General features: G+C 45.0%; 18 protein-coding genes. 13 read left to right on the forward strand and 5 right to left on the reverse strand.

Annotation, left to right across the window (positions count from 1 at the left end; translation table 11 throughout):
* The 4 genes from AACU55_RS14465 to AACU55_RS14480 all read left to right on the forward strand — a co-directional run.
* Positions 1–1,486: deaminase domain-containing protein (locus tag AACU55_RS14465; RefSeq protein ID WP_240785704.1), on the forward strand; the 1,486-nt coding region annotated here is incomplete at its 5' end.
* Between the two features lies 1 nt (position 1,487).
* On the forward strand, positions 1,488–1,838 hold the full coding sequence (locus tag AACU55_RS14470; protein ID WP_205960164.1) for a hypothetical protein: 351 nt from the start codon (positions 1,488–1,490) through the stop codon (positions 1,836–1,838).
* Positions 1,839–2,326: 488 nt separating this feature from the next.
* A complete protein-coding gene (locus AACU55_RS14475; protein WP_205960165.1) occupies positions 2,327–2,542 on the forward strand; it encodes a hypothetical protein in 216 nt (71 codons plus the stop codon).
* 40 nt (positions 2,543–2,582) lie between these two features.
* Positions 2,583–2,969: a hypothetical protein gene (locus AACU55_RS14480; protein WP_134707125.1), complete on the forward strand. Its 387-nt coding sequence runs from the start codon at positions 2,583–2,585 to the stop codon at positions 2,967–2,969.
* Positions 2,970–4,055: 1,086 nt separating this feature from the next.
* On the opposite strand, the gene AACU55_RS25760 is transcribed toward AACU55_RS14480, so the two are convergent.
* The 4 genes from AACU55_RS25760 to AACU55_RS14495 all read right to left on the reverse strand — a co-directional run bounded on the left by AACU55_RS25760 (position 4,056) and on the right by AACU55_RS14495 (position 6,048).
* Positions 4,056–4,502, reverse strand: a complete 447-nt coding sequence (locus tag AACU55_RS25760; RefSeq protein ID WP_134707126.1) for a putative zinc ribbon protein — start codon at positions 4,500–4,502, stop codon at positions 4,056–4,058.
* A gap of 114 nt (positions 4,503–4,616) precedes the next feature.
* On the reverse strand, positions 4,617–5,267 hold the full coding sequence (locus AACU55_RS14485) for a hypothetical protein (protein WP_134707127.1): 651 nt from the start codon (positions 5,265–5,267) through the stop codon (positions 4,617–4,619).
* Positions 5,260–5,727 carry a putative zinc ribbon protein gene (locus AACU55_RS14490; protein ID WP_134707128.1) on the reverse strand — a complete coding sequence of 156 codons (468 nt, stop codon included), beginning with the start codon at positions 5,725–5,727 and terminating at the stop codon, positions 5,260–5,262. Before AACU55_RS14490 ends, AACU55_RS14485 begins: the two co-directional genes overlap by 8 nt.
* 114 nt (positions 5,728–5,841) lie before the next feature.
* Positions 5,842–6,048 (reverse strand): helix-turn-helix transcriptional regulator, encoded by a 207-nt coding sequence (locus tag AACU55_RS14495; RefSeq protein WP_134707129.1) that lies wholly within the window; start codon positions 6,046–6,048, stop codon positions 5,842–5,844.
* Positions 6,049–6,335: 287 nt separating this feature from the next.
* Here AACU55_RS14495 and AACU55_RS14500 point away from each other — a divergent pair, with 287 nt between their 5' ends.
* A complete protein-coding gene (locus AACU55_RS14500) occupies positions 6,336–6,656 on the forward strand; it encodes a hypothetical protein (protein WP_134707130.1) in 321 nt (106 codons plus the stop codon).
* Positions 6,657–6,694: 38 nt separating this feature from the next.
* On the opposite strand, the gene AACU55_RS14505 is transcribed toward AACU55_RS14500, so the two are convergent.
* On the reverse strand, positions 6,695–7,261 hold the full coding sequence (locus AACU55_RS14505) for a YagK/YfjJ domain-containing protein (RefSeq protein ID WP_240785705.1): 567 nt from the start codon (positions 7,259–7,261) through the stop codon (positions 6,695–6,697).
* Positions 7,262–7,994: 733 nt separating this feature from the next.
* Here AACU55_RS14505 and AACU55_RS14510 point away from each other — a divergent pair.
* The 8 genes from AACU55_RS14510 (at position 7,995) to AACU55_RS14545 (ending at position 13,496) form a co-directional block, all read left to right on the forward strand.
* Positions 7,995–8,996, forward strand: coding sequence for a hypothetical protein (locus AACU55_RS14510; RefSeq protein WP_134707132.1), 1,002 nt, complete (start codon positions 7,995–7,997; stop codon positions 8,994–8,996).
* A gap of 99 nt (positions 8,997–9,095) precedes the next feature.
* Complete coding sequence (locus AACU55_RS14515) at positions 9,096–9,722, forward strand: EcsC family protein (protein WP_134707133.1); 627 nt, start codon at positions 9,096–9,098, stop codon at positions 9,720–9,722.
* Between the two features lie 9 nt (positions 9,723–9,731).
* Positions 9,732–10,553 (forward strand): DUF932 domain-containing protein, encoded by an 822-nt coding sequence (locus AACU55_RS14520; protein ID WP_134707134.1) that lies wholly within the window; start codon positions 9,732–9,734, stop codon positions 10,551–10,553.
* 128 nt (positions 10,554–10,681) lie between these two features.
* Positions 10,682–11,029 (forward strand): hypothetical protein, encoded by a 348-nt coding sequence (locus AACU55_RS14525; RefSeq protein ID WP_134707135.1) that lies wholly within the window; start codon positions 10,682–10,684, stop codon positions 11,027–11,029.
* Positions 11,030–11,240: 211 nt separating this feature from the next.
* On the forward strand, positions 11,241–11,771 hold the full coding sequence (radC, locus tag AACU55_RS14530; protein WP_134707136.1) for a RadC family protein: 531 nt from the start codon (positions 11,241–11,243) through the stop codon (positions 11,769–11,771).
* 12 nt (positions 11,772–11,783) lie between these two features.
* Complete coding sequence (locus tag AACU55_RS14535) at positions 11,784–12,092, forward strand: TA system toxin CbtA family protein (protein WP_134707137.1); 309 nt, start codon at positions 11,784–11,786, stop codon at positions 12,090–12,092.
* Positions 12,089–12,577, forward strand: a complete 489-nt coding sequence (locus AACU55_RS14540; RefSeq protein WP_133823232.1) for a hypothetical protein — start codon at positions 12,089–12,091, stop codon at positions 12,575–12,577. The genes AACU55_RS14535 and AACU55_RS14540 overlap by 4 nt, the downstream gene beginning before the upstream one ends.
* A gap of 82 nt (positions 12,578–12,659) precedes the next feature.
* Positions 12,660–13,496 (forward strand): DUF4942 domain-containing protein, encoded by an 837-nt coding sequence (locus AACU55_RS14545; RefSeq protein ID WP_134707138.1) that lies wholly within the window; start codon positions 12,660–12,662, stop codon positions 13,494–13,496.
* Positions 13,497–13,855 lie beyond the last annotated feature (359 nt).

A 13,855-nucleotide genomic window follows, 5' to 3' on the forward strand; every position in this document is an offset into this window, starting at 1 on the left:
TGCAGGGGGTGTGCTGCCGGTGATGACCAATGCCAGCGGCAGCGCATCGGGCACCACCCGTTCAGCGGTTGCTGATGGCAGCATTACGGTGCGTGATACCGGCCAGCAAACGCAGGATGTGAGTACGTTGAGCCGTGATACGGAGAACGCCAACGGGCATATCGATAAAATTTTCGACAAGCAGAAAATAGAAGAAAATCAGGCCGTGGCGCAGGCTATCAGCCAGGTGGGCGTCCAGACGATGCAGAATGTGGTCATGCAGGCGCAGGTGAATGCACGAAGTGACGCGCTCGCAAGATTGTCAGGCACGGCGGAGTACAACAATGCCTCGCCTGCCGACCAGCAGAAGATGCTGGAGAACTCGCCGGAAAACGTTGCTGCTGAGCAGAAATACGGCATTGGCAGCCCGTTCTGGACGGCGGGCACGGCGATATCAGGCGCGCTGGCAGGCTTAACCGGTGGCGACATGAGCCAGGCGCTGGCGGGCGGGCTGGCCCCTTATCTGTCTCTGGCGGTGAAGGCGGCGACCACAGACGCCAAAGGCAACGTTAACGAAGTCGAAAATATCACCGGGCATGCGCTTGCCGGCGCAGTGGTCGCCTATCTGCAGGGCGGTTCTGTGTCGGGCGGTGCAGCCGGGGCCGCGACCGGTGAATTGGCTGCGCAGTTGATTGCGAAAGAGTTGTATCCGGGAGTAAAACCGGAAAACCTGACGAATGATCAAAAAGCGAATGTCAGCGCACTGAGCACGCTGGCGGCCGGTCTGGCGGGTGGCGTGGCCGGTAATTCGTCTGTGGCTGCGGGGACGGGTGCGGTTGCCGGGAAAACGGCGGTGGAGAATAATGCGGAGAGTGACCTTAGCAAATTCGAAAAGGATGCAGAAGAGTTAAGGAAAAAGGAGAATGAGATATTTGGTGGGCTTCCTGACACTGAAAATCCTGAGCTGACACATAACGTAGTAAGTCCAGGATTAGGGCCTGGGATTGGAGTTGGAGTTGGTGCAAAAGGAAATGAATCGCTTGCCATAACGGCAGCATTGACACAGCAGGTTGCAGATTTGCGTGCTGCGTTGACAGGCAGTGCTAAGACAAGTGGTAATGTCGGGGTAGCACAGATCGATATTCCAGGCATTCAGACATCAATGGCGGCATCTAGCCGTATTAGTGTAGTCAGTGCTGAACAGCAGGCGTTAGGTTTTGTCGGCGAGGTTCCAGAGACGTTTCCAAGCTCTATTGTACCGACGGCTAGTAATCCACCTCAAATGCTTAACAGGGTAGTAGATTCGGAGGCGAAGATTTTGAACAATATCGCTGCGAAGTTGGGGGACAATACATCTGTGAGTGGGACTATTAACTTGCTGACTGAACGCGCTCCTTGCCTAAGTTGCTCAAATACTATCGAACTGTTCAAAGCCAAATATCCAAATATCACTGTTAATGTGTTCGATAATGGCGGTGTAATCCGTCCTACTAAAAAAGGGCTCTAAGATGCTTCATGAAGAACGTGTGACGTATACAATCCTTAAGTCATGGGCTTTGGAATGTTATTACGAAGGGTGTAGAGATCATGCGGTAATGAAGGGATGGCCCCATGAACAAATCATGGGATATGTAGATTACCAATTTGAAAATGTATTTGAGCGGCCGGTGGAGGATTTCATGTGGCGAGTCATCCTCTTGATCCTTTCTGGTGGGTGGGATCAAAGTTGGTATACTCAAGCACGTCAATTGATAGCAGATAAGATCAACAAAAATGGGATTGATGACCTGTTAATCGGAGTGCCAGCGGAAGAGGCAGAGTTATTTCTGCATGACCTGAAAATCTTGAAGTTGATCTGATGATCGAAAGGTGGGTATGGCTGCTCATTATTACGGCGATAATGAAATGAGTTAAATTACTAAAGCATCTGTTTATTAATGAGAATTGCCGTAAATAGTAGTAAAATTCATAGATGGTAGTGTGATTGAACTACTCGAATAACTAGGGTTCTTCAATGTGCGTGCAAGGAACAAAAAAACACTATCACTAATGGCTTCTGATCAGAATTTTAAGATAAAGATATTCGAAAAATTACGAGATGAGGTTGTTTGTTTTTCCGCTGGCCCAGATTGGTGTCACGCCGACGTGTTTTAATTTTTCAGGGATCAAAAAATGCTATCTGGGATTTATCGAAAAATAATATGGTGCTGACATGAAAAGCCAAAAATTATCGAAAATTTGTAGCTATAAATATTTAAAACTCGGTTGATGCTAAGAAAATCTTGGAATTTTTCAATATGTTACTCCGCCCGGGGCATTACTGGGTGGACTCGGTGCGAGCAGTGGCATGAATCTGAATAAGTCTCTGGAGAGTGAAGCTCAGTTGGCTAATCTTACTAAAAGTGGAGGTGCTTCGGTGGCTGGAAATGGCGCTAAAAATCCTTTACGTGATGCACCTTGGTTAGTAGCAGAATATGGTGATAAGGCATCAAAGTATCCAGTAAGAGCGATGGTACTCAGTTTGAAATGCATGCTTATCAGAATTCTATCACAGGGCAATTAGTCGAGCCTAAAACCATTCCAACACAAAGATAAGACACCAAATGAAAGTCAAATGTATTGCAACGAGCTTAACCACAGAGCAAAAACAGAATATGGGTCTCAATGAGTGCGAGGATCCTCAATATCCCTTTGTTATTGGAGAAATTTATACGGTTATTGGTGTTCATACACAAATAGGGCGCTATGCAGGTACAATACTAAAGATTCCAATGAAATACGCTGTACCTGCGCCAGTATGCCTTTTTAAAATTGTCGATGAACGCCCATCTTTATACTGGAAGATCAAACAGCTGAGTGAATATGAGATATCACTCTGGCCTGAAGAGTTTTACCAAGAATACTTTCAAGATGATCTTACCGATGGTGTGCCTGAAGTGGTTGAGATTTATAAAAGTGTTGTGGAGCGGCTAGAAAAAGAGTTCGATTAAACAAAATATTCCGCCCCCTGAGCCGAGATTTTATTTTGTAACCTTAGTCGCCAGCTCCATATCTAATCACCTAAAATTCATCCACAGCTGTAATGCTCACTGGCTGACCGGTGGTGAGTCGTTTTCTTATCGAGTTCGGTGATAGCCTGAGCTATCACCTTTAATAGAGTGGCAAGTCGGACGGTTTTGCAGAGTACGCCGCTGTAAATTCAACATGTCAACGCAACACCCTTTTCTATTAACCTTTCACAAACCCGGCACAAGGTCCTGTAATCCCCTCGGACTGGGTGAGCAAACCAGGTAGAGTAACCGGAAGCATAATTTATCCTCCTCCTGGTACTGACCCGAGTAACCCTGGGAGCTCGTATATTAGGGTTATGCCGCCTGGCTCAACTCCGGTAACTGGGTTAGAAAATGGTTATTGGATATCGGTCAAAAATGGTCAGCCGACGAATCCTGCCGCAGGCGGTACCGGCACTCGTGGGGAAACGTACATTCCATTACCAACAGAGACGATGCCATCAAAAAGATGAGGTAGCAATGATTAGTAAAGATGAACTTCATGAATTTGAGCACTCTATATTTACCGGAATAACAGTTGGAATTGGGTCTATGATTTTATTATTTTCGTCTAGTACCCGAGTATTGATCCAATGCCCATTCCTATGCGGTCGAAATGAACGGTCACATTTAGGTCATGGAGAAAATATAGAAACAAGTAATTTACTTTTTCCTCTTCTTAATCATGAGGTTAAGAATTGCTCACTCGTGGGTAATAAAAGATTGAATTTATGCTTTGACGATGGAAGTTATATATGCATAACTCCAGAAAATAACGGGTTAGAATCTTATGTAATTACGACTAGCCAAGGTAATTATCCGATAATTACTTACTGATTAATAACCTAAGCCAAGTCGTCGGAGGAACCTGTGCATGTCTTCACTGTTGAACAAAGGTTCTTAAAGCATAGAAATGTAATTCGGCAGGAAGATGAGTGAGCTTAACGCCGATTGATGGCAACGGATAAGCATCGCGAAATGAGGAACAAAATTGCTTGGTTTTCCTCTGAGAGCGTTATCCCTGAGCTATCGTGCAAATTTGAGCGGCAGGGTCAGCGTATTCCTGTTTCTTACCTCAGTGGAGTACAGGTTGTTATGGCAGCGGGGACAGGTCTTTAGCCCGACGTATTCGTAGTTGCACATCACACAGAGAAAGCGTTGTGGTCGGGGGTTCCCCAGGACAGAACCGTCATGCTGCATTGCATTGATCACTGTCCATGCGAGTGGGGTTGTTGCATTTATCGGGGGAGGCGGCAGGGGCGAGAGGCGGTAGGCACAGCTTTCCAATTGATTGACATCACTGAGCTCGAGGTCGTGTTCGAAAAAACGTCCCTCGGTGTGCGTGATACGAAATCGTAGGGGATTCAAGCAGTGCTGGCAGTAACAGGGCTGCCGCGCTTGAAGCGGATACAGGTCCGCTCTTAAGAGATTGCCGTTTTCGGTCATGCCATGCTTAATTTTTTTAAATTGCATATTTACACCTATCTACACCAGCCCGATGCCGTTGTGTGACTTGTTTGAGAAACCAGAGGGAGGACGAATGCGCGAGAGGGAGAAACAGCGCCTCGCCCTGACTAATAGACATGATTACGGCGCGCCTGGTGTATTAGGCGGGGCGTGATACCACCGGTTGTAAAATGCAAAAAACACATAGTCGTCAATCAGGTTGCCCAGCTTCGGTGTTTTCGCCAGGTAAGCGTTGAATAGCAACAGTCGATGCTGTTTCTGCCCGGACAGGTGAAGCGGCGACGCCAGCAGATCTACCCCACCAGAATCATTAGCGAGCAATGCGTAAAAGTAGATGAGAGCGAACGTCTCCAAATGCCAAGGTTCATGGTAAAAAAGCGTTGCAAGACCCTGCAGGTCGTCGGCAATGCCCATCCATCTCAGCCGTCGGCATTCCGATATAAGTAGTGAGAAGTAAACGCACTGGCCTTGTCTGGCATGCTCAATGAAGTGAACAGGCAACGGAGGATGGACGACTTCGCCGTGCGGACTAGGGCTGACAGCGCGTTTCTCCTTTTTGTGAAGAAGTTGCTGGGCAATGAAAGTCGGCGCAATCATCTCATCGGTATTGGGAGCCTGCGAGAGGGGCGCACCACCGGGATATATCCCAAGCCTCAGGTAGGGTTTCAGTGCCCGTACAGACTGCCCAGTTGTGGCATCAACCACGGCGTAGGTATCTAGCGCAGCCTGATAAAACATCGTCAAAGAGATTACTGCTTGAAGATTAGGCATCGTAATGACCCTTTATTATTTTGCCGAAAGGCTGTGTCAAGTGCACGGTAGTAGTCTGCTCAGGCCTGAACCAGGGTTTCTCAATGCTGTAGATGCCCGTCTGACAATGCGTGCAATATTTCTCTGCATGGTAGTCACTTCTGCATTTAGAACAGTACCAGTCGCTTTTACGGATCACCGGCTGTGCTTCTGGAACGAAGCGGCGTAAAGCGCTGACTCGGGCCATCTCTTCTGCATCGGGAGTGAGGTAGGGGCAGTCATGAAGTTTGTGAACTAATGTCGTCCGTGTCGTTTGTTGGATGTGTTTAAACCAGGGGTTCTTTCCGTTCTCTGGCGTGTGGAGTTTCAGGAGGGCCCTACACAGATGGCAACGGTATTGGTCGTTAGGGGCTAATTGCGCCTTTGTTGCAGCCATGAGGTGCCCGTTGCTGTTGTAGCTGATGAATGATTTTGCGTGCATGTTTCTACTCCGGTGCGCCAACTTGTAGACGTGCGTAATCCGTCCCGAATTGGGCAGGAGTTGCTACTGCAGGGATATGTTGGGTTTAATTGAATTTAGTTGGTGGGGATACGCTTACGGACGGGATTGGGCAATACGCTGCTTTACCCATTGTTCTACTTCGCTTGTAAACCAACGTGAACTACGTCCAAGTTTGATGGGCTTAGGGAACTCTTCTTGCTGAATTAGTTTATAAAGCCATTTGTCCGTCATCCCGGTGTAGGCTGTGATGAAAGCCATGTCAATCATCGGATCGTTTAGTAATTCTGGTGTCGTTGTCATGATGTTTTCTCTTCTTCGGTGGGGGGATGAAGAGCATGCGGTAAGGTTATGTGTGGTTACTGGCATCTCTACATATCATGTCCCTCCGAGTAAAAATTTACTTCTGAGCTTTGAATAAAAGGGATGGCGAAGAGTTCACGGATGCGGTGTTTGACGAAGGTAACCGTCAGCAAGCATTTTTAAGTTCAATAATTGAGATCTGGCTCCCCATTTACATAGTAATCAGGTTGAACCTCGACGTAATGCCACCATGTTCTGTGAATGCGAAAACAACATGGAAACAGCTAATGCATATTGATAAATTAATTGAACAGACGGTTGAGGTATTGCCGTACATTACGAGTGAAGAAAAAGCGCAGGAGTTTCTGAATACATTAGATGCTTCGGATCAGATGGCGATTTTCTCAGCTTATAACGTCGGAAATACACATATCGGTTATGACCGACTTCAGGTCGATCACATTACTGTGCACCGCCATCTTGAATCACACGTTTCTCAGGCCAATTATGCCAATATGCTCTATATGAAGCGCCTGGTGATGAAAGAAGGCTTACAAACGTTTATTCGTTGCACTGAAGCTTCTGGTTTTAATCGCAGTAACTTCTAAGTAATCAGAACAGGGCTTAAAGCCCTGTTTTTTGATCATCAAGAAGACCAATCCGTAGAATGGACGGGTGATCTGGGACGTCCAGCACCTGAGGGAAGCGGCACCTCACTGCTGGCATAGCAACATAATCCTTCTTTTTGCTCTTCTTTCGCCAGATAGCTCAATATGTAGCGAATATTGGCGATACTGGCTGGGTCATTGTAGTTGATTGGCATGTTAATATTTGCGCTGTAATTTTCATGATATTCACAGCGGTAATGAAAACCTTCCTGTTTAGTAAGCTCCTGCCAAAATGAACCTGCCTTCTCTGCAAAGGGATAGGTTCGCTGTGTTTTATGACCATTTAGCCAGATAACAGCATGCGCATGAAGACCATGTTCTGGCGTCCATTCCATTACCCAGAAATACCCTACTACTGCAGGCAATTTCATCATCTCCGTCATTAACAGGCGTAACTCATCCTCCATTGAGCGCGGAGAACTGTTTTTAAAACGGTCAGAGCCTTTTTTGTAGAAAAAATCGACCCTCAAGGCATAAAGCCTTGCATAGCGTTGTACCATTGCATCGATTTGATTATTGATGAGTGCATGAAGAAACCAGTTCATTGAATAGCCCTGATTGTATAATTCGTTTTCTCTCATAGTAGAACTCGCAAGATTAGATGCTTTATTAGAACAGCCTCCTCAGGCCCTGAGGAGCCAATGCCTCTGGGCTGATAACAGGATGAGATATCAATAGGGGGTTGCCTAATTATCAGCAGGTTGAAATGGCTAAGGTGAATCAAAGCTATGTGTCGTATTGATGCTGACATGTGTGGTTGAGCGTGCGTTAATTACAGAGAGTTACGGTGTGTATTTATTGGGGTGCCTATTAATTATATTAATTAACCCAAATGTAATTTTTAGTCATAGAAACTCAGGGGTCTAGAAGAGGTTATGATGGCAGAATTGACATGTTGATTAATCAAAGTAGTTGTTCATGACCGTGAACCTTATCAGGATGCAGAGTGAAGAATACAAGCACAGATGATTGCGGTTAACAGAGTTACTGCGGTTCCTCTCATAAGGCTGTTATGTAAATTATTACTTTTTTTCATTCGAATATTTGCTTCTGTAAGTTCTTCAGTTATGAAGGAATGGTGTATTTGTCTTTGAAGCGGTAAGGGTCATTCCCAACCTAAAAGCACAATTTAACTGCTGACATGTACATGCTTTGCTAACAGCCTCTTCAAGGTAGAAAACTGTGTTTAATCGGAGTATTATTGTAAGTGTAAGTACAACTTACATGTAAAATGTATGAAGTTAAATATCTAAAATGTATGATTTGAATGAGGTAGATATGAATTCCTTTACTGATCATTTTGATTTTATTTTTCATAATAAAAAAGATGAAATAAGGCTGACAAAGTTAAGTTATGTGATGAAAAGATTGAGGGTCGTGGAAGCAAATTTTTGCCTTGACTATTATGATCAAAATGATAATAAAATAATAAAATATTTTAGAAGAGTTTCTAACTTGGTTGAGGGATCATTTTCTATTAACGACTTTGATAAGTTAACTGAGGCTAAAAATAATATAAAGGAAATCACTCAACCTCTTTTAAAAAAGAAATCAGAACTTCTTAATACTCTGTTGCTTCATTATCATAGATTGAACAGGAAACATCCTTCTTTATACTCATTACGTTTTTCATTTTCTCTCAAAAGAGATGCGATAATAAATAAAGGATTCGATAATCCACTTGAGGTCAAAAATAGTTGCTGGGTGTTAGTTTCTGCAATGCGTAATTTTTTAAATAATGCGAGGCAAAGGGTACTTCTTCAAAAAATAGTTGGTCATTTTTGGGTTGTGATGAAAGAGCCTAACGGCATGCCATATATCCATATTAATTTTTACATAAATGATGATAGATTTAACGCCAATCTTGCTACTGAGATTATTAACTTGTGGGCAAAGGTCACAAGTAATGATGGTTGTGCTTTATTTTTTGATGTTTCACGTAGGTATGGTAATAGTGAAGTATACAATGACAAAGTCAGAACGATGTTTTCACGAAAGTTGGTAGACGACAAAAGTAAAGCTGAAGATATTTTTTTAGATGATTTTAATCAAAAAGGAAACTCCCAATTAAAATACGACGCTTTGGCTAGTGATATTAAAAGTTTTGAAGCTTACCTAATACTCCTCGCTAAGGAAAGTTATCCTGTTCATACACTCAATGCCATATCAAAAAATGAGATCCGTAATAAAGATATGCCACTGATTCGTTTCTACCCACCTTATGATCCTATAAAAGCAAAAAAAGTACGTAGTTATGCCATCTCACAGATAAAAAAATAAAAAGAAAAAAAGGAAATAAAAAAAACATAAACCTATATCACCAACTCGAACCCTGCCACGGTAAATCACCGTGGCTTTTTTTTCGTCACAAGGTGATTTATGCATGATGATGACATCCCATTTAATACTCTTTTCAGTTGGCTCGACCGTTTGTACGCCCAGGCTATTAAAGGAGGGCTGGGCACCGATTCTGCAGAAAAATTGGCCCATCACTATCTAAGCACATTTTCTGATATTCATCAGGCTGCAGACAATTTAGTTACCTGGGAATCAAGTAAAGCAGCAACCAGCGGGTTTATTACTGGGCTGGCCGGCATTATAACATTGCCTGTGGCACTTCCTGCCGGATTGACCGGCTTGCTATTTATTCAGTTCCGAATGATTGCTGCTGTCGCGATTTTGGGTGGCTATTCGCCTGATGATCTTCGAACCCGACATCTTGCCTACATTTGTCTCGGTGGCAGCGTAGCTAAAGAACTGCTCCATAACACCAGTATGCATTTTATTAGTCAGCTATCTTTCAAAGCCCTGGAAGCTGCGAGCGAGAAAACAATCACCACATTGATGATGCATTCAGCCGTTGGTGTTGCTACTGGCTCAGCCTCCCGCTTGATCCCACTTATGGGGGGCATTATCAGCGGCACCCTAGACTGGCTGTTAGTTCGTTCATCAGGTGCATTAGCCGGTGAAATATTTCTCCCTGATATTACCCCACATCATAATTAAGGAAAAACCATGACACGTCTCGCATCCCGCTTTGGGCGGGTGAATTCTATTCGTCGCGACCGACCTCTTACGCATGATGAGTTGGCTCTCTACGTGCCCAGTGTATTCAGTGACAGCAAACATGAGTCACGCAGCGAAAGGTATACCTGCATTCCGACTATATCCCTGCTGGAAAATCTGCAGCGTGAAGGTTTTCAGCCGTTCTATGCCTGCCAGACCCGTGTTCGCGACCCAAATAAGCGCGAGCATACCAAGCATTTACTCAGGCTCCGTCGGGAAGGTCAGATCACTGGTCAACAAGTGCCGGAAATCATTTTGCTGAACAGCCATGACGGTTCGAGCAGTTATCAGATGCTGCCAGGAATGTTCAGAGCCGTGTGTGCCAATGGGCTGATTTGCGGTGATACCTTTGGTGAAGTTCGAGTCCCGCATAAAGGTGATGTGGTAGGGCGGGTGATAGAAGGAGCATATGAAGTTTTGGACGTGTTTGAACGCGTTGAAGAGCAGCGCGAAGCCATGCAGTGCCTGAGTCTGCCAGCCCCTGCCCGACAGGCTTTTGCTCATGCTGCGCTGAACTATCGCTATGGAGAAGAGCATCATCCTATCACCGAGTCTCAACTACTGACCGCCCGTCGCTGGGAAGACAAGGCGGATGACCTATGGACGACCTACCAACGGGTTCAGGAAAACCTGATTAAAGGTGGATTAACGGGGGTTTCCGCTAATGGCAAGCGGGCTCACACGCGTGCTGTTAAAGGCATTGATGGGGACATTAAGCTTAACCGTGCGCTATGGGTGATGGCTGAGCAAATGTTGCAACTCGCTTCCTGAAATTTCATCGTTTCATCGAAAGGACATTTTTGGTCTGGCGCATTAGTTCCCCACCAAATCGGCCTCATTAACTCCTGTTTTCAAGTTACCAGACCCTCACTCACTTATATTCCATAAAGGATATTCCCATGCATAAGAAATTCATTATTACACTCGTCTTATTTCTATTTTCTGCATCTTCATTTGCTTCTGCTCCCGTAAGTATTTCTTTATATAAAGGAGTTAATCCGAACTATAATTTCCCAGAATTAAAAGTGAAGATAACTGCAATAGCTGATAAAGCCGAAATTAAAGATGTTATTGTCAATCGGGGTAACCGTCGTGTGGATAAAAAATATGCTATTACAGGGCGAAGCATGCTGCCCAAAACACTCCACTATGGTGAGTCCATAACGTTGTTTGTTTTATCGTCCTGTTCTGTGCTTCAGATCGACGTTGTCACTGACCAGGGTAACTGGACGATGCACTACCAATAGATGAGAATCGGTATTCTCATCTCTGTATTGCCCTATCTAATATAAAGACTAAAGGTTGTATTAATACTGCGTATTAATAGTGATCATAAAACCTCCCTTCCTAAAGGTTTCCCTCCTTATGGATTGTTTACCATAGTATTACTCTCATCGAAGTGAATAAATACCGCATAACAACACGGCTGACGCCCCTAAATACAGGGGCGTCAGCCTTATGCCGTGTTTAAAAAACCTTTTATCTCAACAGGCCGCTGTCTCAATAGATAGCGGCTTTTCTTTTATTGGAGTTCTCCACATGCAATATCAAACCCACCAGCGCGTTATCCAGATGGCGCTGACCTTGCTCGAAAAAAAGATGAAACAGAAATCCGTTAGTTTTAATTCCAGCGCCGAGACCCTGCAGTACCTGCGTTTACAACTGGAGCAGCTCGAACGTGAGGTGTTTATGGTGCTGTATCTGGATACTCAGCACCGCCTCATTGCCAGTGAAACGACGTCATTGGGCACCATCAACGCCACCTCTGTTTATCCGCGGGAAATCATCAAAAGTGCTTTAGGCCACAACGCGGCGGCAGTGGTCTTTGCACACAATCACCCATCGGGATCTGCAGAGCCTAGCAGTGCAGACCGTTCCGTGACAGAGCGCTTGAACGAAGCATCAACTCTGATGGGTATCAAGGTGTTGGATCATGTCGCCATCGGACACGGCGAATCGATATCTTTTGCCGAACGCGGCTGGCTGTGAGGATACATTCTGATGACTTCCATTTCTAAAGCAGTGACACCGACTGAAGCCTGGCAAACTCTGTTGGCATATCTGTTCCAGCAACATTATGGCCTGACGCTAAACGATACGCCGTTTAGTGAAAGCCAGGTCATACAGGAACATATCGATGCGGGGATCTCGCTGGCAGATGCGGTGAATTTCCAGGTTGAGCGTTATGCATTAATACGGACAGACCGCGATGGGTTTTCCTGGGAAGAGCCTTATCTCAACGTCGTCGATGTTCTGCGTGCGCGGCGGGCTACTGGAATATTTTCTCAAACAAAAGGGGAGAGGCCATGAACGATAACAATTCTTCCAATACTGGAATATATCGTATCAAACAGGTTCAGGAGGCTGAACCAGACGCGTGGCTGGATCTATGCAGGGCCGTGACTTTCGCTTATCGCTACATAAGAACGCAATCGCAAACCACAGGCCATCCCAGCCTGACCATCTGCGAGCATTCAGGTAATACGTCGCTGCGGTTTGACGATAGTTTAATTGGGCTAGGCGTCATTTCATTTAACGGAAGCGGAGCCCGCCAGCAGGCTGGGGATGCATTTATACTGACTCGCGGTATGCATCAAACAGCCGACTACAGCTGCAATACTAATAACCTGCCTTATGGTTTTTTGGTCAGGGTGGTTATTCTATTAGCTAACTACTATTGCCCTGCCACCTGGCAGATAAATACTGATATTCCCCTCTCTGACTGGCAACAAACAGCTGACTGGATCGCTAAGTATTTAAATCTTGCGAGCCGCATTCCTGATTTGAACGTCTGATTTTTCTTGTCCCGACTCTCCCAGCATAATGCGCCAGCCATTCCCGGCAGGCGTGTTTGCTTTTGTGCATGGAAAACTAATTATGCAGACAGAACCTGAAGTATTAACTGACCATACTGAACTCATCTGCTCGACCAATATAGAGCGGATCGTCACGGGCCGCGATGCCGCACTCAAGCAGATTGGCGCGTTGATTGAAAACCTCAATGATATTTCTGAACTGACCAGCAGGATTGGCGGTGGGATAGCCGAAGACTGGGCAATGCAACAAGGGCATCGTCATGATTGCAGGCTGACCAAGCCAGTGAGTGAAGCGATGCCCGCCATTACTCGAAGCATTGATTGTAGTGTCTGGCGTGATCTGATGTTGAAGTCTGGGATGTTGGCATTAATGGATGCACAGGCTCGCGACCAATGGCGAAAAAATCTGGAAGAGGGTGATTTTCCTGCGATTAGTGAAGAGAACATTATCAGCACATTCGAGCAGCTACATCACAGTAAACTGGAGGTATTTGAGCGGGGGATTATCAACGTCTTTAAGGGGCTGTCATGGGATTACAAAACTAACAGCCCGTGCAGTTTTGGAAAGAAGATCATCATCAATAATCTGGTAACTCACAATCGCTGGGGCTACAGTCTGAACTGGGGCTGGCGACGAGATCAGTTGGCCGATTTGGAGCGCATGTTATTTTTGCTGGACGGGAAAACGATTCCTGATAACCGGGGCGATATTACTACCAGACTCATGGAACATGTGCGTGATAACCCGAACCAACAGTCGTACGAAGATGATTACTTCAATATTAGATATTTCCAGAAGGGTACTGGGCACTTGACGTTTAAGCGGCCAGAGCTAATCGACAAGATGAATGACATCATTGTTAAACACTACCCCGGAATGTTAGCGCAAAGCATCTAATCTAGGCATTTCTAAAATCTGTTTTTCTTCAGAAAAATCACGTAAAATCTCAAAACCACAAATTCACTAACTTATTGATTTAATGTTATTTTATGTAAAAATCAATTGAGTATATAAGTGAGTATACATAGTGGTTGTGTCTTGATCTATTTACTTATAATTCAGATGGTTGAAAGTGATTGGCGAGTCCGGCCTTCGCACCATTAGTATGTAAATTAAGTCACCTGCGGGTTAATGCCGATCGTTTAAGGATCAGTTGACCGATCCTGTGGCTCGTGTAAAAAGGGTTCATGCTCATCATGGACCCTTTTTAAATGGAACTTTCACAAGCTCTCGGTATTATCAATCTTACTGCCCCC

Origin of the sequence: Rahnella sp. CJA17(1/100), assembly GCF_963881615.1 — a bacterium.
In the GTDB taxonomy this organism is placed as follows: Bacteria; Pseudomonadota; Gammaproteobacteria; order Enterobacterales; family Enterobacteriaceae; genus Rahnella; species Rahnella aceris.